Origin of the sequence: Delftia sp. WY8 (assembly GCF_018437695.1) — a bacterium.
GTDB lineage: Bacteria > Pseudomonadota > Gammaproteobacteria > Burkholderiales > Burkholderiaceae_C > Comamonas > Comamonas tsuruhatensis.
Genome location: NZ_CP049795.1, coordinates 6,363,948 through 6,384,499 on the forward strand (window position 1 = coordinate 6,363,948; position 20,552 = coordinate 6,384,499).

Here is a 20,552-nt window from a genome sequence, read left to right on the forward strand (position 1 = left end):
TCCTTGCGAACGGTGAAAAGTCGAGAGGAGTAGAGGGGGGAGAGGACGAGGAGAGGGCGCTCAGCTCAGCGCCTGGGTCAGGCCATCGACGGCCAGCTCCTGGCCCGTGACATGGCCGGCCAGCGGGCTGGCAGCAAACACGGCCATGTTGGCAATGTCGCGCGCCGTGGCCATGCGGCCCAGCGCGGCCTGGTGCGTGTAGCTGCGCGTGACGTCCTCCAGCGGCAGGCCGCGCGCCTGCGCCTTGGCGGCAATCACATCGCGGATGCGCGGGCCGTCCACGGCGCCCGGCAGGATGGCGTTCACCCGGATGCCGTCGGCGCCCAGCTCCAGCGCCAGCGACTTGGTGAAGCCGATCACCGCCCACTTGGACGCCGAATAGGCCGTGCGGCCCGGCATGCCCAGGTGGCCTGCCGCCGAAGACAGGTTGACGATGGCCGCCTGCCGGCCCTCGCGTGCCGATTGCCGAAGCCGGGGCACGGCCAGCCGCGTGCACAGGAAGGCGCCGGTGATGTTCACATCCAGCGTGCGCTGCCAGTCGGCCAGCTCCAGCGTCTCCACCGCGCCCGTGGGGCCGGCCACCCCGGCGTTGTTGACCAGGATGTCCAGGCCACCCAACTCGTTGTCCACGGCCTTGAACAGTGCCTGCACCTGCAAGGCATCCGACACATCGGCCAGACGGCCGCTGGCGCCAGGCAGGGCGGCAGCCAGCGCATCCAGGCTGGCCTGGGCCACGTCACAGACCATGACGCGCGCGCCGGCCTCGGCAAAGGCGCGGCTGATTTCCAGGCCGATTCCGGCGGCGCCCGCCGTCACCAGGACGCGCTGGCCGGCCAGAAGATCGTTTTTCCACATGCGGGGACTCCTTGGGAACTCAAACAAAGGTGAAAGGGATTCGGGTTGGGTTTGGATTTTGTATCTGTGATCACAGATCAAATATGGTGAATACCCTATGCGGCATGACAGCGGCGGCGCCGCGCTACCATCGCCGCCATGGCCATCAACGAACTAGTCACCCCACTCAAACGCCAGACCCTCAGCAGCGATGTCTATGCACAGCTCAGGGAATTGCTGATCACGGGCCAGATGATTCCGGGCGAGCAGATCTCGCTGCGCACCACGGCCAGCGCGCTGGGCGTCAGCGTCATGCCCGTGCGCGAGGCCGTGCACCGGCTGGTGGCCGAGCAGGCGCTGGAACTCACGCCCAACCGCGCGCTGCGCGTGCCCTTGATGACGGAAAGCGCCTTCCGCGAGATCACGCGCATCCGCGTCAACCTCGAAGGCCTGGCCACGGAGCAGGCGGCCCGGCAACTGCCGGCCGCCGAGCTGGAACGCATCGCCGCACTGCAGGACCGCTTTGCGGCCGAGATGGCCAGCGCCTCGCCGGACGGCGCGCGGCTCATCGCCTTCAACAAGGATTTCCACTTCGCCGTCTACAGCGCGGCCGGCATGCCCATGCTGCTGCAGATGATCGAGGCGCTGTGGCTGCGCATAGGTCCCATCCTCAACCACGACATGCGCTCGGGCTCGCGCCGCGTGAGCGAACAGGTGGCGGTCGGCCACCATGCGCGCCTGGTCGAGGCGCTGCGGCGCGGCGATGCGCCAGCCGCCAAGGAGGCGCTGCGCGGCGACATCGAAAGCGCGGCCGATTACATCGTTTCGGCGGGCGTGCTGGTGACGGCGGACAGCGGGTTGAACGGCGTGAGTGGACTGAGCGGGCCAGCCTCGCCAGATGAAGAAGCCCGGTGACACGCAGAGGAATGAGGTAAGGAAGTAAGATTTCCGTATTTTCTCTCATTTGCAGGAGCCGGCCATGCTTGCCAAATTGACGTCGAAGAACCAGATCACCCTGCCCAAGGCCGTGGTGTCCGAGGTGGAGGCCGCAGAGTATTTCGAGGTGGCCGTGGAAAACGGCCGCATCGTGCTCACGCCCGTGCACGTGCAGCGTGTCCAGCGCGCACAGGCCGTCCGCGACAAGCTGCAGCAGATGGGCATCACCGACGAGGATGTGCAGGAGGCGACCTCCTGGGCGCGCAAATGATGCGTGTCGTCCTGGACACCAACGTCGTGCTTTCGGCATTGCTGTTCACGTCCGGCCGTCTTGCGTGGATACGCCGGGCCTGGCAGCACCAGCAGTTGAAGCCCCTGGTCTGCAGGGAAACGGCCAGCGAATTGCTGCGTGTGCTCGCCTATCCGAAGTTCAAGCTGTCAACGGCCGAGCAACAGGCCTTGCTGGAGGATTTCCTGCCCTGGGCCGATGTCGTCACACTGCCGCAGCCCTGGCCTGCATTGCCGCTGTGCCGGGACGACAAGGACCAGGTGTTCCTGGTGCTGGCGCATGTAGGCCGGGCCCGGGCGCTCATCACGGGTGATGGCGATCTTCTGGCACTGCGCGACGAGTTTCCCGGCCTGATCGTGACGCCCGATGAATGGGCTGCGCGGCAGGCGCTCTGAGGGCTGAAACACATGCACAACGCCCACGACCCCAAGGTTCTTCCTCTGCGCGACGGCGTCAGCCCCAGCTGCGTGGTGCTGCCCAGCCAGGGCGGCGGGTTGCTGATCGATTTTCTGGCCGAGCGCCTGCCGGCCGTGGCGCGCGAGGACTGGCTGCGGCGCATGGCGCAGGAAGAAGTGGTGGACGAGCACGGCCGTGCCGCCCATGCAGGCACGGCCTTTGCGCCGGGCCTGCGCTACTACTACTACCGCGAGCTGCAGGCCGAGCCGCCCATCCCCTTCGAGGCCGAGGTCCTCCACCGCGACGCGCATCTGCTGGTGGCCGACAAGCCGCATTTCCTGCCCGTGGTGCCGGCCGGCAAGTACCTGCAGCAGACGCTGCTGGTGAGGCTCAAGCGCGAGTTCGACCTGCCCGAGCTGTCGCCCATCCACCGCATCGACCGCGACACGGCGGGGCTGGTGGTGTTTTCGGTGCAGCGCGCCACACGCGGCATCTACCAGGCGCTGTTCCGCGACCGCGCCATCCACAAGACCTACGAGGCCGTCGCGCCCTGGCGCGAGGACGTGGTTTTCCCGCGCACGCATGAAAGCCGCATGGAGGAAAGCGGCCATTTCTTCCGTATGCACGAGGTGGCCGGCACGCCCAACACCCGCACCCACATGCAGGTGCTGGAGCAGCACGGCCGCTGGGCACGCTACCGGCTGGAGCCGGAAAGCGGCAAGCGCCACCAGCTGCGCGTGCACATGGCCGCCCTGGGCCTGCCGCTGTGGGGCGACGGCTTCTATCCCGAAGTGCATGACATGCCCGAGGGCGACTACTCGCGCCCGCTGCAGCTGCTGGCGCGCAGCCTGGCCTTCACCGATCCTCTGGACGGCCAGTCGCGGCGCTTTGACAGCCGCCGCCAGCTGCTGCCGCTGACCGACCTGTAGAGGCTTTTCCACTGCCGGAAACCGCTGGTTTTTTGCCCATGGCCCCGCCATGGGATAGGCCGGTTGCGGACATTTAACGGACAACTTTGTCCGATAATTGTCCGCATGACTTCCAAAAGACCCAGTGCCGATATCCGCCGCGCCCAGCTGCTGGACGCGGCCGATGCCGTGTTTTCCGAGCATGGCGTGACCGCGCCGCTGGACCTGGTGGTCGAGCGCGCCGAGGTCGGCCGCGCCACGCTGTACCGGCAGTTTCCTGACCGGCGTGCGCTGATGCTGGCGCTGCTGGAGCGTTCGCTGGACAGCATGCGCAGCGCGGCCGAAGCCATGGCCGAGGACGACGATGCCTTCTACAAGCTGCTGTCGCGCCTGGCCGAGCGCATTGCGGTCTCGGCCCCCATCACCGATTACTGGCGCACCGTGGAGCGCGGCGACGAGGTCATCGCCCAGGCCCGCGTTGCCATGTGGCAGATCTTTCGGCCGGCCATGGACCGGGCCGTGGCCTGTGGCCATTGCCGCCAGCCGCTGACGCAGGCCGAGCTGTCCCTGGTCTTCGGCATGCTGGGCGCCTCGCTGCGCGGCGAGACGCCGCAGCAGCGGCGCACACTGGCGCGCAAGGCGCTGCAGATCGTCTGGCAAGGCCTGAAGGCCTGACATGGCCACCACACCCACTCCACCAGGGCCCGTGCTGCCCCCGTCGCCCCCCGTCGTCTACCTCAAGCCCCCGCCGGACTGGGAAGAGCATGAAAAGCCCAGCCTGCCGGGCTCGCCGTCCATGCCGCTGCACCAGCCGGCCGTGCGCGCAGCCTATGGCCTGATCGCCGTGCTGGTGGCGCTGACGGGCGGCCTGGGCAATGCACTGTTCACGGCCAACCTGCCCACCATCCAGGGGCAGATGGGGCTGACGTCTTCCGAGGCCGCCTGGCTGACCGGCGCCTACGTCATGCTCAACATGACGGCCAATTTGCTGGTCTACAAGTTCCGCCAGCAGTTCGGCATGCGGCTGTTCGCCGAGATCGGCCTGGGCCTGTATGCGCTGCTGACGCTGCTGCACCTGGTGCTGGGCAGCTACACCAGCCTGCTCATGCTGCGCGCGGCCAGCGGCCTGGCGGGCGCCACCTGCAGCACGCTGGGCACGCTCTACATGCTGCAGGCCGCGCCGCGCAAGCATGTGCTCAAGATGCTGGTGATCGGCGTGGGCCTGGGGCAGATCGCCACGCCGCTGGCCTGGATCCTGTCGCCGGGCCTGCTGTTCAACAGCGAGTGGCACAACCTCTACCTGTTCGAGGCCGGCCTGGCCCTGATTTCGTTCGCGGGCGTGGTGGTGCTCAAGCTGCCGCCGGGCGTGCACATCCGCAGCTTCGAGCGGCTGGACTTCCTGACCTTCTTCCTGATGGTGCCCGGCGTGGGCCTGCTGATCGCCGTGCTGGTGCAGGGCTACAACCACTGGTGGCTGGACACGCCCTGGCTGGCCTGGATGCTGATCGGCTCCATCGTCCTGCTGAGCGTGGCGCTGTACATCGAGCACCACCGTCGCAACCCCATGCTGCAGACGCGCTGGTTCGTGCTGGCGCCCACGGTGCGCTTCGTGATCGGTGCGTTGCTGCTGCGCTTTCTGACCACCGAGCAGACCTATGGCGTGATCGGCATGCAGCGCATGCTGGGCATGACGGTGGACCAGATGCAGCCGCTGTTCATCGTCATCCTGCTGGGCACCATCGCGGGCATTGCCGTGTCGGCGCTGACCTTCGGGCTGGAGAACATGGGCAAGCAGATCGTGGGCTCCATCGTGCTGTTCGCGCTGGCGGCCTGGCTGGACCACAGCCGCACCAGCCTGGCCCGGCCCGAGGACTTCTTCGGCAGCCAGTTCCTCATGGCCGTGGGCGCGGGCCTGTTCATGGGGCCGCTGATGCTGATCGGCGTGGTGCAGGGCCTGAAGTTCGGCGCGCACTACATGCTGACGGCCATCGTCACCATCTCCATGACGCAGGCCATGGGCGCGCTCATGGGCTCGGCCCTGCTGAGCACCTACCAGATGCACCGCGAGCAAGTGTATTCGGCCGCCATCGTGGCCGATGTCGATCCCACCGACCCCATCGTGGCCGACCGCCTGCGCCTGCAGCAGCAAAGCCTGGCCCGCGTCATCGCCGACCCGGCCCTGCGCGCGGCCCAGGGCACGGCCCAGCTGGCGCAGGCCGCACGCCGCGAGGCCAATGTGCGCGCCTACAACGACGTGTTCGCCCTCACGGCCGGCGTGGCCGTGCTCTACCTGCTGTGGATGCTGGCCCTGGCCGGCCGCGCACGCCAGCGCGCCTTCGTGGAGCGCATGCGCGCCGCCGCAGCCGATGCCTCGGCCATGCGCGGCACCGATGCCGCCGCGCCGCAGGACGCGCCGGGCCAGCCGCCCACCCAACCCGTCGCCCGCGCCTGAAACCGTTCGCCCAGAGAAAAGACAACAACATGAGTGACTCCGAAAATTCCAATGGCGGCACGGCCGCCTCTGCCTCGCCTGCGCCGGCTCCCGCTGCGGCGCCTTCGCCCTCGCCTTCGCCATCGCCATCGCCATCGCCCAAGCTCATCAAGCCCTCGCTGCGCAGCGTGCTGGTGATGCTGGTGGTCGCCCTGGCCGGCGTGCTGCTGGTGCTGCGTGCCTGGAACCTGTTCCCCTTCGCGGGCACCGTGGTCAGCACCGACAACGCCTATGTGCGCGGCGCCGTCACCGTGCTCGCGCCCCAGGTCAGCGGCTATGTGACCGAGGTGCTGGTGCAGGACTACGAGAACGTCAAGGCCGGCCAGCCCCTGGTGCGCATTGACGCCCGCACCTACGAAGCCGCCCAGGCCCAGGCGCAGGCCCAGCTGGCCAATGCCCGCGCACAGCTGGCCAATGCCGACCAGACCCAGGCGCAGAACCGCGCCACGCTGGGCGCCAGCCGCGCCGGCCTGGCGGCGGCGCAGGCCGAATCCGACCGCGCCGCAGCCGAGCTGCAGCGCGTGCAGGCGCTGTCCGAGCGCGGCTCCGTCTCGCTCAACGAGCGCGACAAGGTGCGTGCCACCGCGCGCCTGGCGGCCACCAACGTGGCCAAGGCCCAGGCCGACATCGAGATCAACGCCCAGAAGATCAAGGCGACGACGGTGAACCGCGCCTCGCTCGAAGCCCAGGTCCAGATGGCCGAGGCGCAGCTGCGCCAGGCCCAGATCAACCTGGACAACACCGTGGTGCACGCGCCCGGCGATGGCCAGGTCAGCGAAGTCGGCGTGCGCCGGGGCCAGTACGTCACGGCCGGCTCCCAGCTCATGTACGTGGTGCCGCACACGCTGTGGGTGGTGGCCAACTTCAAGGAAACCCAGACCGCCCGGGTGCGCATAGGCCAGTCCGTGCGCTTCAGCGTCGATGCGCTGGGCGGCGCCCACCTCACGGGCCGCGTGCTGGAGATCGCGCCGGCCACGGGCTCGGAATTCAGCGTGCTCAAGGCCGACAACGCCACGGGCAACTTCACCAAGGTCGTGCAGCGCCTGCCGGTCAAGATTGCAATCGATCCCGACCAGGAGCTGGCCGCGCGGCTGCGCGCGGGCATGTCGGTGGTGGTGCGGCTGGATACGGCGCAGCCTGAGCCCCAACCCGCACAGCAGCCCGCACCCCAACCGGAGGCCCGCCCATGACCGCCCGCGCACTGGCCATGGCCATCGCCTGCGCCGCCGCGCTGACTGGCTGCAGCGTGCCGCCGCTGAGCACCGCGCCTGAAGCGGCCCGGCCCGCCGTGCCCGCCCAGTGGAGCGGGGCAGGGCAGGAGCCGGCCGCCGCCGTCCAGGCATCGTGGTGGCAGGCCTTTGGCGATCCGCTGCTCACGCGCTGGGTGGAACTGGCCCAGTCCCGCAACAACGATGTGCTGCTGGCCCTGTCGCGCGTGGATGAGGCGCGGGCCAACCTGGATGTGGCAGGCGCTGCGGGCCTGCCCCAGCTCTCGGCCACGGCCGGCGCCTCCACGGGCCGCAGCCTGGGCGCGCGGGGCCTGGCGCACACGCGCTCGGTTCAGCCCGGCCTGCAGGCCAGCTGGGAGCCTGATCTGTGGGGCCGCATCGCCCACCTGGAAAAGGCCGCCGCCCTGCGCCTGCAGGCCAGCGAGGCCGACCGCGACGCCGTGGCCCTGGCCGTGGCCGCCACCACGGCCCAGGCCTATGTGGGCCTGCGCTCGCTGCAGTCGCAGCTGCAAGTGGCCCAGGCCACGGCCCGCTCGCGCGAACAGGCCCTGCGCCTGGCCGATGAGCAGGCGCGCGTCGGCTACACCTCGCAGTTGCAGCTCACCCAGGCCCAGGCCGAGCTGCAGGGCGTGCAGCAGGCCGTGGAGCAGCTGGAGCTGTCGCTGGCGCGCCAGCGCACGGCGCTCCTGCTGCTGGCCGGTGGCGAGGGTGACGAGCAGGCTGCCGCGCTCATGGCAACAACCGACGGCCAGTCCGCTGCGCTGGGCGCACCGCCGCCTGCGCCGGCCGCCGGCCTGCCTTCGGCCTTGCTGCAGCGCCGCCCCGACATTGCACGGGCGCAGCTGCAGCTGGCGGCCGCCGACGAAAGCCTGGCCGTGCAGCGCACCGCCTTCCTGCCCCAGGTCTCGCTGACGGCCAGCGCCGGCAGCCTGCTGGTCAATGCCCTGCAATACCACCCGGCCACGGTCTGGGCCCTGGGCAGCAGCGTGCTGGCACCTCTGTTCACGGGCGGGCGGCTGCAGGGCCAGTTCGACGCCGTGACCGCCCAGCGCGACCAGGCCGCCTATGCCTATCGGGGCGTGGTGATCAAGGCCCTGGCCGATGTGGAAAACGCCCTGGTCGGCACCCGGCGCCTGCAGTCGCAGTGGCAGCACGCCAGCGAACGCGAGGCGGTGCTGCAGCGCTCCCTGGGCTTTGCCAAGGACCGCTACGAGGCCGGCTACGCCAGCTACCTGGAAGAGCTGGACGCCCAGCGCAATCTCTACCAGGCCCAGCAGGAAGTCATACGCCTGCGCCAGAGCCAGCTGGAAAACGCCATTGCGCTGTACCAGGCGCTGGGGGGCGGCTGGCAGGCCGACGCTGCACCAGTCGCCAGCCCCGCCCGCTGATCAGACCTTCTCGATGCGCGCAGGCAGGCCCTGGCGCACCGTGGCGCCGGACACCCAGTCCACCCACACGTTTTTGCAGCCGGGCCGCGTGGGATCGGCAAAGCCCAGGTCATTGAGGTTCACGCCATTGGCATGCTCGGCGTTCACCGGCATGGGCTGGCCGTCGATGCTGTGGCGGCCCGCGCCCAGTTCGCGGTGGCCGTAGCCGTGCTCGATGGCCACGGTGCCCGGCATCACGCCGTCGCGCACCATGGCCACGGCCGTCACCGCGCCGCCCGGCGTGCGGATGCGCACCGTGTCGCCGTTGGCGATGCCCAGCCGCTCGGCGTCCTCCCGGTGCAGCGATACCGGATTGTGCGGATGCACCTGGCGCAGCCGCGAGACGGCAATCGACATGGAACTCATCAGGTTGGACTTGTACGAGGTCAGCAGCAGCGGCCATTGCTGCTCGCCGAAATGCGTGCGCATGGCGCTGCCGTCGGCCAGCCGCGCCGGATACCAGGTGGGGCAGCCGCTGTAGCGCTCGCCCGTCATGGCGTGGCGCATGCGGGCCAGCTCCTCGCTCCACACTTGCAGGGCAGGCGCGTGGGCCTTGCGGGTGTGGCCGTCCTTCCAGGCGTCCTCGATGCGGTCGAAGCGCCCGCCGCGCGTCAGCAGCATGGCCACCTGGCGCCATTCATCGTCCTTCAGGCGCTGGCGCAGCGCGGGCACCAGCCTGTCCACGCCGGTGATGGCGATGTCATCATCGCTGGCCGCCGGCACGGGCTTGCTGCCTGCCCAGGCCACGTTGGCCAGGGCATGGATGAAGAAGTCCTCGGCCGAGCGCAGCGCATGGGGCTGGCCCTGGGCGTCCTTGATGGCGGCCTCGCCAAAGCCCGGCAGGCCCAGCCGTTCTGCCACGGCGAAGAGGAAGCTCTCCACGTTCACGGGCTGGCCGCCGGCCGTGCGCGCCACGGCGGGCTGCACCACGGGCCAGCGCACGGTGGAGCTTTTGGCCACCACGTCGGCCCAGGGCGCCGAGATGCCCCAGCTCTCGTAGGTCACGGTATCGGGCACGATGAAATCGGCCAGCGCGCTGGTCTCGTTGATGAAGGGATCGATGGAGACGATCAGCGGCAGCTTCTTCGGGTCCTTGAGATCGTCCACCAGCGCATTGCGAAAGCCCGCAATGCCGTAGACGGGGTTGCTCATGTGGTTGATCCAGGCCTTGGCGCGATAGGGGTAGCCGGCCAGCGCGCTGGCCAGCATCTCGCTGGACAGGCCGCCCACGGCCGGGTACCACGGGGCCTGGGCGGCGGGGTAGTCCTTCGCGCCCTCGGGCTGGCCCTCGCGCTTGCGCTGGAATTCCGCGCTTTTCTCGTAGGGCTGGCGGTGGCGTGACAGCGCCAGGCCGCGCGGCTTGACCTTGCCGTCGAAGTTGGCGAAGTCGTAGCGCGGGCCGGGGCCGAAGGGGCCGAACGGGCCGGCATCCAGCACCAGGCCGCCCTGCACGTTGAGGTTGCCCACCAGGGTGTTGAGCATGCTGATGGCGTAGGCGGTGTAGAAGCCCGCGCCGCTCATGGTGCCGCCATGCGCATCGGCCACGGCGCGCTTGCCATGGCTGGTGAACTCGCGCGCCAGCGCCTCGATCTCGCCGCGCGCCACGCCGCACAGCGCCGCGTATTCGTCCAGTGTCTTGAGGCTGGCCTGCTCATGCAGCTTGGCCAGCGAGGAGCAGACCGACAGCTCGGGGGCCTGGTCCGCGCCTTCGGCCTTCAGGCCGGGCACGGCCACGCGGGTGCGCACCATCAGCTGTGCAGGCTCGGCCTGGGTGTGCGGCGCCAGGCTGCCATCGGCACGCTGCACCACGAACACATCCTGGGCCGGCTTGCCGTCTTCGGCTGGCGCGGGCAGGGCCCAGCCCAGGTCGGCGCCGCGCAGAAAGCTGCCATGGCGCGGGTGGCCGGGCTCGTTGACCAGCAGGTGCGTGGCATTGCTCCAGGACGCCTCGCCCGCTGCCTGCATGGCGGCCGGGCCGGGCTGGGCGAGAAAGCCCGTGTCATGGCGCGCCTCGTCCAGGATGACGCGGATCAGCGCCATGGCCAGGGCCAGGTCGCTGGCCGGCTTGACGGCCAGCCAGCGGTTGCCGCTGCCCGCAGCCAGGCTGGACGAGGTCGGCAGCACGGGCGAGACCACCACGTAGCGGAAACGGTTGTCCTCGCGCGAGCGGGCCTCGGCCAGTTCGCGGCCCTGGCGCTGGAAGGGGTTGCCGGACTGCGCGGGTGCCGCGCCGATGAACAGGCCGAAGCTGGCATGGCTCCAGTCCGGCTTGCCGTGCGGCATGCCGGGCAGGTCGCCCAGGGCCGCTGCCGCACCCACGCGAAAACTCTGGCCGCAGTAGGCGCCGTGGTTGCTGACGTTCACGGTGCCGAAGGACGGCCCTGCAAAGCGGCGCAGCAGCTGGGCGCGGCCTTCGTTGGAGGCGTCGGTCACCAGCAACTGGTTGGAGCTCGGGCCGAACTCGGGGTTGTCGGCGTCCAGCGGCGTCCTGGTGTCCCAGATGGCGCGCAGGCCCTCGACCTGGCCTTCGCCGAACAGATCGCCGCCCTCGCAGACTTCCTGCACCAGCTGCTCGAAGGAAATGCTCTGCCAGCGGCCGCTGCCGCGCGGGCCCACGCGCTTGAGCGGGGTGAGCACGCGGTGCGGCGCACTCTGGTGCTCCAGCATGGACGAGCCGCGCGCGCAGGCCGTGGCCCGGCCCTCCAGGCCCAGCTCCTTGCCCAGTTTGGCGTAGACCTCGCGCACGGGTTCTTCCATGGCGGCCGGGCGCGTGGTGGCCAGCGGGTGGTAGGGGTTGCCTGCCACGCGCAGGATGCGGTTGCTGGCGGTATCGACACGCACGCGCACGCCGCACTGCGTCCAGCAGCCCAGGCAGCTGGAGGGGCTGACCACCTGGCCGGGCTGTGTGGTGAGCGCGCCCGTGGCCGGGTCGATGCGGAACTCCGGCGTCAGCGAATTGCCGCGCGTGGCGCTGGCCGTGGGCGTGCCCGAAGTGCCTGCGACCAGGCCCTTGGCGCCGCGCGCCAGCGTCTCGCCGTAGCCGGCCGCAAAGGCGGCCAGCCCACCGGCGGTGAGGCCACCGCGCAGCAGCAGGCGGCGGCGGGCGGCCTCGGCATCCAGGGAATCTTCGGGAGCTTGGGGGAGTTTCTTCTTGTCGGTCATGAAAGGCTTTCTTTGGCGCGGCCGGCCGGTGGCGGGCCGCGCTCCGTGAATGGGTGAGGGGTCGTCAGGGCGGCGGTGTCAGAGGGCGCGGGCCGTGGCCGAACGCGCGGGAAACAGCTCCAGCGCCCAGGTGGCCAGCGTCACCAGTGCAATGCACAGGCCGGCCACGCCCAGCATGCCCAGCAGGCCGTCGCCGCCCAGCGGCATGTGGTAGATGTACAGGCCCGCGCCGTACTTGGGCACGCCTTGCACGCCCATGAACAGCGCCCAGCGGAAGGCCCAGGCCGCGGCGGCCAGGCCCAGCCCCAGGGCCAGCGTGTAGCGCGGGCAGGCCATGCGCTGCCCACCCCGGACCAGGGCCCACAGCAAGGCGGCACCGGCCACGGCCGAGCCCAGCATGCTCAGGCGCCAGACCGGAAACTGCTGCCACAGCTGCAGCGCCGCCTGGAAGGAGCGGCCCTGGCCCAGCCAGCCGGCAACGGCCCAGACCGCCACCATGGCCAGCAGGCACAGCGCCAGCGCCAGGCCCAGGATGCGCAGGGCCTGCAGGGCGCCGGCATCGGGGCGGTGGCGGGCGGGCAGAAAGCGCGCCGTCACCAGCATGCAGCCCACCGTGGCCAGCCAGCCCGTGAGTGCCAGGTTCAGCGGCACCCACAGCGTGTTCCACAGCGGGCGCGAGCGCACGGCCATCAGCTCGGCGCCGGTATAGGCGGTGATGGTCAGTGCCGACACGGCCAGCAGCGGCGCCAGCCAGCGCAGCCACTGCGGCCGGCCCAGCCACCAGGCCAGCACGAAGGCCAGCGCCAGTCCCACGAAGACCGGCAGCAGCAGGGCGCCCACCGACATCCACGACCACGGCGTGAAGTGCGCATAGAAATGCCAGAAGCGCGCAGGCTGGTGCAGGTCGGCCAGCAGCGACACGGGCGCCGCGATGGCGCTGACGGCCAGCACCAGCACGGCGGCCGGCAGCAGGCGCGCCATGGCGCTGGCGCGCGGCGCCCAGGCGCAGGCGGCGGCCAGCAGGGCGGCGCCCGTGGCAATGCCGGCCAGGAAGAAGTACTGCACGGCCCAGGGCAGCCAGGCCGATTCGTAGGCGGGGGTCAGGAGTTCGACGATGTGCATGGGGTGCTCCTTGCGTTCAGTGGGAAGTGACCAGCCGCACGCTGGCCTGCCCGTCCACGCCGTCGACGAAGGCGTCGGGCAATCCCAGGTAGTACACATGCGGGTCCGTGCCCATGGCGGGCTTGAGCACCTTGAGGTCCTTGGCGTGCTCGCGCATGCGCTGGCGGATCTCGCTGCCCTCGTCGTTGAGGTCGCCGATCACGCGGGCGCCGCCCACGCAGCTTTCCACGCAGGCCGGCAGCAGTCCGGCTTCCAGGCGGTGCTCGCAGAAGGTGCACTTGTCGGCGGTCTGCGTCTCGTGGTTGATGAAGCGTGCGTCATAGGGGCAGGCCTGCACGCAGTAGCCGCAGCCCACGCAGCGCTCGTTGTCCACCAGCACGATGCCGTCGCTGCGCTGGAAGGTGGCCTGCACCGGGCAGACCGGCACGCAGGGCGGGTTGTCGCAGTGGTTGCACAGGCGCGGCAGGTTGAGCATGGCCGGCGGCAGGTCCTCGTTGCCCGCGTGCTGCACCTCGTACTGCAGCACCGTGGTGCGGAACTGGCCCAGCGGTGGCAGGTTCTCCATGGAGCAGCTCACCGTGCAGGCCTGGCAGCCTATGCAGCGGCGCAGATCCACCAGCATGCCGTAGCGCCTGCCGGCCTCGCCGGGACGGCGCGGCGGTTGAAAACCCGGGGTGCCGGGCGCGGCCGCCGCCGCCGCCACGGGCAGGGCCACGGCCGCCATGGCGGCGGCCAGCAGGTCCTTCAGGAAGCCGCGCTTGCCTGCGGCGGGCTGTGCATGGGCGGCGGTGCGGGCGGGGATGTCCTGGGAGGAGGGCTTGCAGCTGCAGTCGTTGCAGCCGCTGCCGGCTCGGGATGTTTTTGGCATGGCCTGTCTTTCATCGTCCTGCGGCCACGGAGGGTGGTCGCTCAAACTCAATAAAGCATTAAAAATATGCTTTTTATATTGAATTTAATATATGAAATTCAGGGCATTGGCGGCTTGATGTGAGTCAAGCAATGGGCTTGCAAAGCGCCACCGACTGCCTGCCATGGACAGGCACCCAAGGCAGTCCATAGCGTGTGGCGCAGGGATTAAGACGGGGTTAACAGGGTGACTGCATTCCTCGGGAATGCAGGGCGCGTATCGGAAATCACCCTCTTGTTTCCGCGCGCGGCCCCGGTCTACGCTGCTTGTGTCGCCACTGCCAAGGAGTTCTCCATGAACCATGCCCTGAACAGCCTTGCTTCGGAACTGGACCTTGCCGCCGAAGCCGGCGAGCACCTGAGGCTGCAATTCACACAGGCCTGCGTGGACCGCATCGCGCACCTGCTGGAAGACCCGGACGTCATCCGCTGCGCGCAAGGCCTTCGCCGCTACCTGGATGGCCAGATCGACAGGCAGGAGCTGGACCGCCTGGCCCGCGAGGCGGCCAGCCTGGCCAACCACCACCAGGGATCGCGCTCCCTCGACGGCTGCGGCCATGCCGCCGTGTCCGCCACCTATGCCACGGCCCATGGGCTGGCGGGCCGGGCGCTGCAGGCGGCCGACTATGCGGCCTACGCCATGGTCTATGGCGAGGGCGGCCACGGCGCCGTCACGGACCGTGAATCGTTCGAGCCTGAATACCAATGGCAGGCGCGCTGCCTGGCCTCGCTGGCGCAGGCCGCTCAGCAGCGCACGTAGCACCAGGCCGACTGCTGCAGCAGGGCCAGTGACTCGATGCCGCCCTGCGGCAGCACGCGCATGCCGGCAGGCGCCTCGCGGCCCAGCTTCCTGAGCGTGTTCGGGCAGACCAGCGCATGGGCCAGGGCGGCAGCATCCAGATGCTGCGGCGTGCCCGGCGCGGCGTCCAGCAGCGCCTCGACGGCCGGGCCGTTGATGACGATGCGGACTTCGGCACCGGGCCGGTCCTGGCGCAGGTTGGCCAGATTGCTGCGTGCACGGGCCAGGGCGCCCGGTGTGGGCGCATGCAGCACGATGCGCAGCGGCGGCGCATCCGGCCGGGCGGGGAACAGGTCGCTCCAGTCGTTGGAGGAGGTGGAAGCGGCGGGAGAACGGCTTGTGCTCATGGTCGTCCCCGTCATTTCCTGCCACGCGGCCCCATGACCTCTTCCAGCAGGCCCGGCGGCAGGCCGGTGCGTACCTGCACCACTCCTTTGTCATCCTTCCAGACCAGGGCCGGCGTGGCACGCAGCCCCCAGGTGGACATCAGCGAGGCATGGTTGGCCAGCACCTGCCGCGTGGCCTGCGGCACCGGGGCCAGCGGCGTGGCGCCCGCGCCTTCTGCGCTGGCGCGGCCGGCCTTGGCATAGGCGCGTGCGTGCTCGGCCAGGGCCTGCTCGGGCTGGCGCGCGGTCAGCAAGGCGGCGGCCTTGCCCTCGCTGCTGGGCTTGAGGATGCCCACCAGAATGTGGCGCAACTGCACCTGGCCGCTCTCCACCCAGGGCCGGGCATCGTTCCACAGCTGGTTGCAATAGGGGCAGTTGGGGTCGGTGAACACATAGACCGTGCGCGGCGCGTCGGCGCGGCCATCCGGTATGGACTGGGCGCGCTGCACATCGCCCCACAGTTGCTCGCCCATGGGCTTTTGCACGGCGGCCTGCAGGGCCTGGGCGTTCACGTCGCGGCCCTGGGCGTCGATCACCGTGCCCAGCACCCAGTGCTTGCCGTCAGGCATGCGGTAGATGGGCACGGGCTGGCGGTCGCGGTAGGCGGCCCAGGCCTTGAGTCCGCCCACGGCCGGCAGCGGTCCCACCAGGGTCAGTCCCTGCTGGGCCAGGAAATCCTCCGATGGCAGCTCGGACGCCGCAGCCGGCAGGGCCAAGGCTGCCGACAGGGCCAGGGCTCCTGCCAGTGCAGGCAGGGGGAACAGGGGGGAAGCGCTCATGAACATTCCTTCAGATGCTGGGCCAGGCTGGCGCGCGACAGCTCGCCCATGCGCATGCCGCACAGCCGGCCGTCGGCGCCATAGAAATAGGTGGAAGGCAGGCCCCGTTGGCGCCAGTGCCGGCCGGCCTGCTGCTGCGGGTCGAACAGCACCTGGGCCAGCGGCAGCGGGGCCGTCGCCTGCTCGCGCTGCAAATAGCCCATCACGGTCTCGGCAGGCTCGCCCTGGTTGATCCAGATGAAACGTACATCGGGCCGCTGCTGCTGGGCCTGGGCCAGCACCGGCATCTCGCGCCGGCAGGGCGGGCACCAGGTGGCCCAGAGGTTGATCACCATGGGCTTGCCGTCGGCCTGCTGCAACTGCTGCAGCGAGACCGGCTGCGCCTGTCCGTTGACCAGGGTGAAGGCCGGCAGGGCCGGTGCATCTGCGGACGGCAGCGCCTGCAGCAGGCTGCCCAGCGCCAGCAGGGCCGCCCCCGCGCCCAGCGCCAGCCCTGTGGCGCGGCGCAGCACCGGGGAGCGGCGGCTGCGCCACAGCATGTACAGCAGCGCGGCCAGCAGGCCGGCCCACAGGTTCCATCCCCCGTCGCGGATATCGATGATGCGGCCTGCGAAGGCCGGCATTCCGCTCCAATCCCAGGGGGCCGGCGCGACCTCGGTCCACCACTGCGCGACATAGGCCAGGCGCGCCGCCAGCAGGCCGGCCAGGGTGCTTTGCCACAGCAGCGCATCCACGGCCTGGCCCGTGCGCCTTTCATTCCTGCGCGCCAGCCACTGCGCCAGCAGCCAGGCCAGCATGGCCACCACCACGCCCATCGGCAGGACCAGCGGCCCCAGCGCCAGGCTGGCAGGCAGGTGCAGCCAGGCGCCCAGCGCCGATAGCGCTGACGGCCCGCCAGGCTCGGCCGCTCCGGCAAGAACAGGCGAAGGCGCCAGCAGCAGGCTGGCAAGCAAGGGCTGGAAGGATGAAAGAAGAGGGGATGACCGGAGAGGCATGGAAGGGAGTTTCAGCCATGCAGGCTGACAGGTCGTGGATGCTGGCAGCGGGGAATTAACGGGGGGTTAACGGCCTCATGGCCTCACCTGGCTTGCCGGGCGGCAGCGCCCCTCTTGCGCTCGCAAGAAAATCCATCTCATCGATCGAGGGTCAGAACTTATTCCAGAGTGCTGCAAATACGCCGGAAAAAATCACAATGAAGATGGAAATTTTGAAAGCCAACCTGTTTTCCGATGGCATGCAGGGTCGCACCATCTTGTATTTGAAAGTGAGCATGATGGCGAAGAGGATCAGGGCGCCCACGACGGCAAGCCCTATTTGAAGTTCATTCATTGCATTTCTTTCCATTCAGCGGGATATGGGGGCGAGAGCTATGCAGCCCCTTGGGAGGCAAGGGTTGAATTGTGCATTGGTGATTGCAAGATCTACTGCAGTAAATCGCCGGGAGGATTCTGAAATCTTCCAGGATTTTTCTTAGTTGCCATAGGACTGGTCCTGCGTTTTTTCAGATTTTTGAATAGCCAATTATTTTCTGAAGAACCCAAGAATTGCGTTTTGCTCTCAGTCCCTGAAAGTCCCATGGGCACATGGCTGCAAAGCGAGCTGGCGGCCCGAACGTCGCGCCAACGCCTGGCCGCATTCTTGTACGCGTGCCTGCGAGATTCGGCATGCTGGCGTACACCTCGCTACAAATCTGCGATGCTCAGTCGCTTTTCGTTCCCGACTTGGATACAGACGGCGGGGCCTGGCGCCAGGCCCTGCGGACAACAACATGCATGTTCTCTTGGTGGAAGACAACGCGCTGGTGGCCAGCGGCGTGCGAGCCGGCCTGCAGCTGCAGGGCTTTGGCGTGGATACCGTGGCCTCGGCCGGGCAGGCGGATGCGGCCATCCGTTCCTCGCATTTCGATGCCTGCGTGCTGGACCTGGGCCTGCCCGACGAGGATGGCCTCTCGCTGCTGGCGCGCTGGCGCGGCCAGGGCCTGCAGGTGCCCGTGCTGGTGCTGACGGCGCGCGATGCCGTGTCACAGCGCATCGAAGGCCTGCAGACCGGCGCCGACGATTACCTGGTCAAGCCCTTTGACCTGCACGAACTGGCGGCGCGCCTGCATGCGCTGCTGCGCCGCGCGGCCGGCCGCAGCGTGGACTGGATCGAGCTGGGCGAGGTGCGCATCAACCCCGCTGCAGGCCACATCCAGCGCCAGGGCCGCACGGTGGAGCTGTCGCGCCGCGAGTGGTCGCTGCTGCGCGCGCTGCTGCAGTCGCCGGGCCGCATTCTGAGCACCGAGCAACTGCGCGACAGCCTCTACGGCTACAGCCAGGATGTGGAGAGCAATGCCGTCAACGTGCATGTGCACCACCTGCGCCGCAAGCTGGGCCATGAACTGGTGGAGACGGTGCGCGGCGAGGGCTATCGCCTGGGCCTGCACCCATGATGCGCAGCCTGCGCGTGCGCCTGCTGGCATGTCTGTGCCTGGCGCTGTGCACGCTGTGGGGCGGGGTGGCGGCCTGGATGTTCTCGGACATGCGCAACGAGCTGCGCACCGTGCTGGATGACCGGCTGATCGCCTCGGCGCGCATGGTGGCCGGCATCGTCCACCAGTTCCGGCCTGCCCGGGAGCTGCCGCAGGACTGGAGCCCCATGCTCAACGTGATCGCGCGCGACGGCGTGGCCTGCGAGGTCAGCCTGGTGCGCGGCGAGGTCCAGCCCGTGCGGCCCGAATCGGCCCTGCCGCAGGTACTGGCCAAGACCGAGGGCAGTCCCGTGTTCCCGCAGAGCATGCCGCTGGGCTTCTCGACCATCATCAAGGGGGGCAAGCCCTGGCGCACCTATGTGCTGGAGGACCACGGCGTGCGCATCGCCACGGCCGACCGCATCGATGTGCGCGAGGGCCTGATCCACGGCTTTGCCTACACCATCGTCCTGCCCTTCGTGCTGGCGCTGCTGGCCAGCATGGGGCTGATGTGGTGGGCCGTGACCCAGGGCCTCAGGCCGCTGGAGGCCCTGCGGCGCGAACTGGCGCGCCGCCCGCCCGGCGACGACTCGCCCGTGGCCCAGGGCCTGCAGACGCGCGAACTGGCGCCGCTGGTGGGCACGCTCAACCAGCTGCTGCACCGCGTGCGCGCGGCCATAGACCGCGAGCGCCGCTGGAGCGACGACGCCGCCCATGAGCTGCGCACGCCGCTCACCGCCATCAAGACCCATGTGCAGGTGGCGCAGATGGCGCTGGCGGCGCCCGGCATGCCTGCCGGCCTTCTGGCCGCGCCGCCCGGCTCCATGGCCCGCGATTCGCTGGCCCAGGCGGGCGAGGGCGTGGAGCACCTGCAGCACACGCTGGAGCAGTTGCTGCTGCTGGCGCGGCTGGAGCAGCATGAACCTGGCGCTGCCTCCGTGCTGGCCTGCGGCGATGCGCCTGCCGATGCGCTGCAGGCGCTGGACAAGGCCTGGCAACTGGCTGTGAATGCCGTGAGCGCCCAGGCCCCAGCGCCCGCGCTGCGCACATGGCTGGACAACGGCCAGCCCGTGCAGGACTGGCCGCTGGCCATCTCCGAGCCCCTGCTGGTCTCGGCCCTGCGCAATCTGCTGGAAAACGCCCTGCGCCATGCGCCGCAGCATCCCGTGGAACTGGCCGTGCGCCCCATTGGCGCCATGCCGGGCAAGACGCAGCAGCCGGGCACAGGCTATGTGGAGTTCACCGTGGCCGACCACGGCCCGGGGCTCAGCGCCGAGGAATGCGAAGAGGCCACGCGCCGCTTCTGGCGCAAGCGTCCCCAGGAGCATGGCAGCGGCCTGGGACTGCCCATCGTGCAGCGCATCGCTGAATGCGCAGGCGGCTGCCTGCTGCTGCAGCCGCGCAGCCTGTGGCGGCCCGAGGAAGGCCAGGCCAGCGGCCTGGTCGCGCGCCTGTACCTGCCGCTGGCGGACGGCCCGGGCGCGCAGGCCCCGGACCCTGGCCCATTAACGCCGGCTTAATCTCGGTTCCGTATCGTGCGGGCCTGGCTGGCCAGCCCTGCGGGCATTGCGCCTTGCGGGGCGGCGGCCGGTATCCCTATTCGATCCTGTCCGCCGCAGCCGTGCGCTCCTGGGTGCGTGGCGCGGACGCATGGCAGGGCAAATGCCTCTTCCCACGATGATCCGCATGAACAAACAGACCCTGTCCCGGTCGTGCATCGCCATCGGCATCTGCATGCTGATGGGCAGCGCCTGGGCGCAAGACGCCGAGCCCAAGGCAGCAGCGCCCGCAGCAGCGCCCACAGCTGCGGTGCAAGGCAGTGCAGCAGCCGGCCAGAAAATCGCCCAGTCGGGCACGCCCCAGGGTGCGGCGGCATGTGCCACCTGCCACGGCGCCAAGGGCGAGGGCATGGCGGGCTTTCCGGCCCTGGCCGGCCAGCACGCCGGCTATCTGGCGCGCCAGCTCCAGCACCTGGCCGACGGCAGCCGCCAGGCCCCCGTGATGGCGCCCATGGCCAAGGCCCTGTCGGCCCAGGACCGCGCCGATGTGGCCGCCTATTACGCCAGCCTGCCGCTGCCCATCCAGCCCGTGCGCGGCCCGCTGCCCAAGGGCAAGGACGATGACGGCGCCTGGCTGGTCGAGCGCGGACGCTGGGCGGACGGCATTCCCGCCTGTGCCCAATGCCACGGCCCTGGCGGCGTGGGCGTGGGCGCAGATTTCCCGGCCATCGGCCACCTGACGGCCGACTACATGCAAAGCCAGGTCGCCGCCTGGAACAAGGGCCAGCGCGAGGCCGGCCCGCTGGGCCTCATGGGCAAGGTCGCGCAAAAGCTCACGCCCGCGGACATCCAGGCCGTGGCGGCCTACTACGCCCGCCTGCATGGCACCAGCCCCAGCACCAGCACCGCAGCCACGGCCTCCGCGCCAGCCAAACCCTGA

General features: G+C 69.7%; 20 protein-coding genes. 12 read left to right on the top strand and 8 right to left on the bottom strand.

Annotated elements, in window-relative coordinates:
* Positions 1 to 60: 60 nt before the first annotated feature.
* Positions 61 to 855: an SDR family oxidoreductase gene (locus tag G4D77_RS29075; protein ID WP_071956140.1), complete on the bottom strand. Its 795-nt coding sequence runs from the start codon at positions 853 to 855 to the stop codon at positions 61 to 63.
* 138 nt (positions 856 to 993) lie between these two features.
* Between G4D77_RS29075 and G4D77_RS29080 the strand changes: the two genes are divergently transcribed.
* The 8 genes from G4D77_RS29080 (at position 994) to G4D77_RS29115 (ending at position 8,471) form a co-directional block, all read left to right on the top strand.
* Positions 994 to 1,749, top strand: coding sequence for a GntR family transcriptional regulator (locus G4D77_RS29080; RefSeq protein WP_013802024.1), 756 nt, complete (start codon positions 994 to 996; stop codon positions 1,747 to 1,749).
* 64 nt (positions 1,750 to 1,813) lie between these two features.
* Positions 1,814 to 2,041: an AbrB/MazE/SpoVT family DNA-binding domain-containing protein gene (locus G4D77_RS29085; RefSeq protein WP_013802025.1), complete on the top strand. Its 228-nt coding sequence runs from the start codon at positions 1,814 to 1,816 to the stop codon at positions 2,039 to 2,041.
* The gene (locus G4D77_RS29090; protein ID WP_154834161.1) at positions 2,038 to 2,454 is read left to right on the top strand and encodes a putative toxin-antitoxin system toxin component, PIN family; all 417 of its coding nucleotides are present in this window, start codon (positions 2,038 to 2,040) and stop codon (positions 2,452 to 2,454) included. Before G4D77_RS29085 ends, G4D77_RS29090 begins: the two co-directional genes overlap by 4 nt.
* Positions 2,455 to 2,466: 12 nt before the next feature.
* Positions 2,467 to 3,384 carry a pseudouridine synthase gene (locus tag G4D77_RS29095; protein ID WP_154834162.1) on the top strand — a complete coding sequence of 306 codons (918 nt, stop codon included), beginning with the start codon at positions 2,467 to 2,469 and terminating at the stop codon, positions 3,382 to 3,384.
* Between the two features lie 105 nt (positions 3,385 to 3,489).
* Positions 3,490 to 4,038, top strand: coding sequence for a TetR/AcrR family transcriptional regulator (locus G4D77_RS29100; RefSeq protein WP_016446240.1), 549 nt, complete (start codon positions 3,490 to 3,492; stop codon positions 4,036 to 4,038).
* A 1-nt stretch (position 4,039) separates the two neighbouring features.
* Positions 4,040 to 5,815 carry an MFS transporter gene (locus G4D77_RS29105; RefSeq protein ID WP_012206052.1) on the top strand — a complete coding sequence of 592 codons (1,776 nt, stop codon included), beginning with the start codon at positions 4,040 to 4,042 and terminating at the stop codon, positions 5,813 to 5,815.
* 29 nt (positions 5,816 to 5,844) lie between these two features.
* Positions 5,845 to 7,044: an HlyD family secretion protein gene (locus G4D77_RS29110; protein WP_154834163.1), complete on the top strand. Its 1,200-nt coding sequence runs from the start codon at positions 5,845 to 5,847 to the stop codon at positions 7,042 to 7,044.
* Positions 7,041 to 8,471 (top strand): efflux transporter outer membrane subunit, encoded by a 1,431-nt coding sequence (locus G4D77_RS29115; protein ID WP_154834164.1) that lies wholly within the window; start codon positions 7,041 to 7,043, stop codon positions 8,469 to 8,471. The genes G4D77_RS29110 and G4D77_RS29115 overlap by 4 nt, the downstream gene beginning before the upstream one ends.
* Here the strand turns inward: G4D77_RS29115 and G4D77_RS29120 are convergent, their stop codons facing one another.
* The 3 genes from G4D77_RS29120 to dsrO all read right to left on the bottom strand — a co-directional run bounded on the left by G4D77_RS29120 (position 8,472) and on the right by dsrO (position 13,662).
* The gene (locus G4D77_RS29120; RefSeq protein ID WP_154834165.1) at positions 8,472 to 11,672 is read right to left on the bottom strand and encodes a tetrathionate reductase subunit A; all 3,201 of its coding nucleotides are present in this window, start codon (positions 11,670 to 11,672) and stop codon (positions 8,472 to 8,474) included. It lies immediately after the preceding gene.
* Between the two features lie 78 nt (positions 11,673 to 11,750).
* Positions 11,751 to 12,794 (bottom strand): NrfD/PsrC family molybdoenzyme membrane anchor subunit, encoded by a 1,044-nt coding sequence (gene nrfD, locus G4D77_RS29125; RefSeq protein WP_154834166.1) that lies wholly within the window; start codon positions 12,792 to 12,794, stop codon positions 11,751 to 11,753.
* A gap of 16 nt (positions 12,795 to 12,810) precedes the next feature.
* A complete protein-coding gene (gene dsrO, locus G4D77_RS29130) occupies positions 12,811 to 13,662 on the bottom strand; it encodes a sulfate reduction electron transfer complex DsrMKJOP subunit DsrO (protein ID WP_154834167.1) in 852 nt (283 codons plus the stop codon).
* Positions 13,663 to 13,995: 333 nt separating this feature from the next.
* Between dsrO and G4D77_RS29135 the strand changes: the two genes are divergently transcribed.
* Complete coding sequence (locus tag G4D77_RS29135) at positions 13,996 to 14,460, top strand: hypothetical protein (RefSeq protein ID WP_012206046.1); 465 nt, start codon at positions 13,996 to 13,998, stop codon at positions 14,458 to 14,460.
* Here G4D77_RS29135 and G4D77_RS29140 read toward each other — a convergent pair.
* From G4D77_RS29140 to G4D77_RS29155, 4 genes are all read right to left on the bottom strand, one after another.
* Positions 14,445 to 14,846, bottom strand: a complete 402-nt coding sequence (locus G4D77_RS29140; protein WP_154834168.1) for a DsrE family protein — start codon at positions 14,844 to 14,846, stop codon at positions 14,445 to 14,447. The genes G4D77_RS29135 and G4D77_RS29140 overlap by 16 nt on opposite strands.
* 11 nt (positions 14,847 to 14,857) lie before the next feature.
* Positions 14,858 to 15,664, bottom strand: coding sequence for a thiol:disulfide interchange protein DsbG (dsbG, locus tag G4D77_RS29145; RefSeq protein WP_047216973.1), 807 nt, complete (start codon positions 15,662 to 15,664; stop codon positions 14,858 to 14,860).
* Positions 15,661 to 16,617, bottom strand: a complete 957-nt coding sequence (locus G4D77_RS29150) for a TlpA family protein disulfide reductase (RefSeq protein ID WP_227740988.1) — start codon at positions 16,615 to 16,617, stop codon at positions 15,661 to 15,663. Before G4D77_RS29150 ends, dsbG begins: the two co-directional genes overlap by 4 nt.
* 193 nt (positions 16,618 to 16,810) lie before the next feature.
* Positions 16,811 to 16,993: a hypothetical protein gene (locus G4D77_RS29155; protein ID WP_154834170.1), complete on the bottom strand. Its 183-nt coding sequence runs from the start codon at positions 16,991 to 16,993 to the stop codon at positions 16,811 to 16,813.
* A 439-nt stretch (positions 16,994 to 17,432) separates the two neighbouring features.
* On the opposite strand from G4D77_RS29155, the gene G4D77_RS29160 reads away from it, so the two are divergent.
* The 3 genes from G4D77_RS29160 to G4D77_RS29170 all read left to right on the top strand — a co-directional run bounded on the left by G4D77_RS29160 (position 17,433) and on the right by G4D77_RS29170 (position 20,552).
* Positions 17,433 to 18,095: a response regulator gene (locus G4D77_RS29160; protein ID WP_012206042.1), complete on the top strand. Its 663-nt coding sequence runs from the start codon at positions 17,433 to 17,435 to the stop codon at positions 18,093 to 18,095.
* Positions 18,092 to 19,633: an ATP-binding protein gene (locus tag G4D77_RS29165; RefSeq protein ID WP_154834171.1), complete on the top strand. Its 1,542-nt coding sequence runs from the start codon at positions 18,092 to 18,094 to the stop codon at positions 19,631 to 19,633. The genes G4D77_RS29160 and G4D77_RS29165 overlap by 4 nt, the downstream gene beginning before the upstream one ends.
* 157 nt (positions 19,634 to 19,790) lie before the next feature.
* Complete coding sequence (locus G4D77_RS29170) at positions 19,791 to 20,552, top strand: c-type cytochrome (protein WP_154836357.1); 762 nt, start codon at positions 19,791 to 19,793, stop codon at positions 20,550 to 20,552.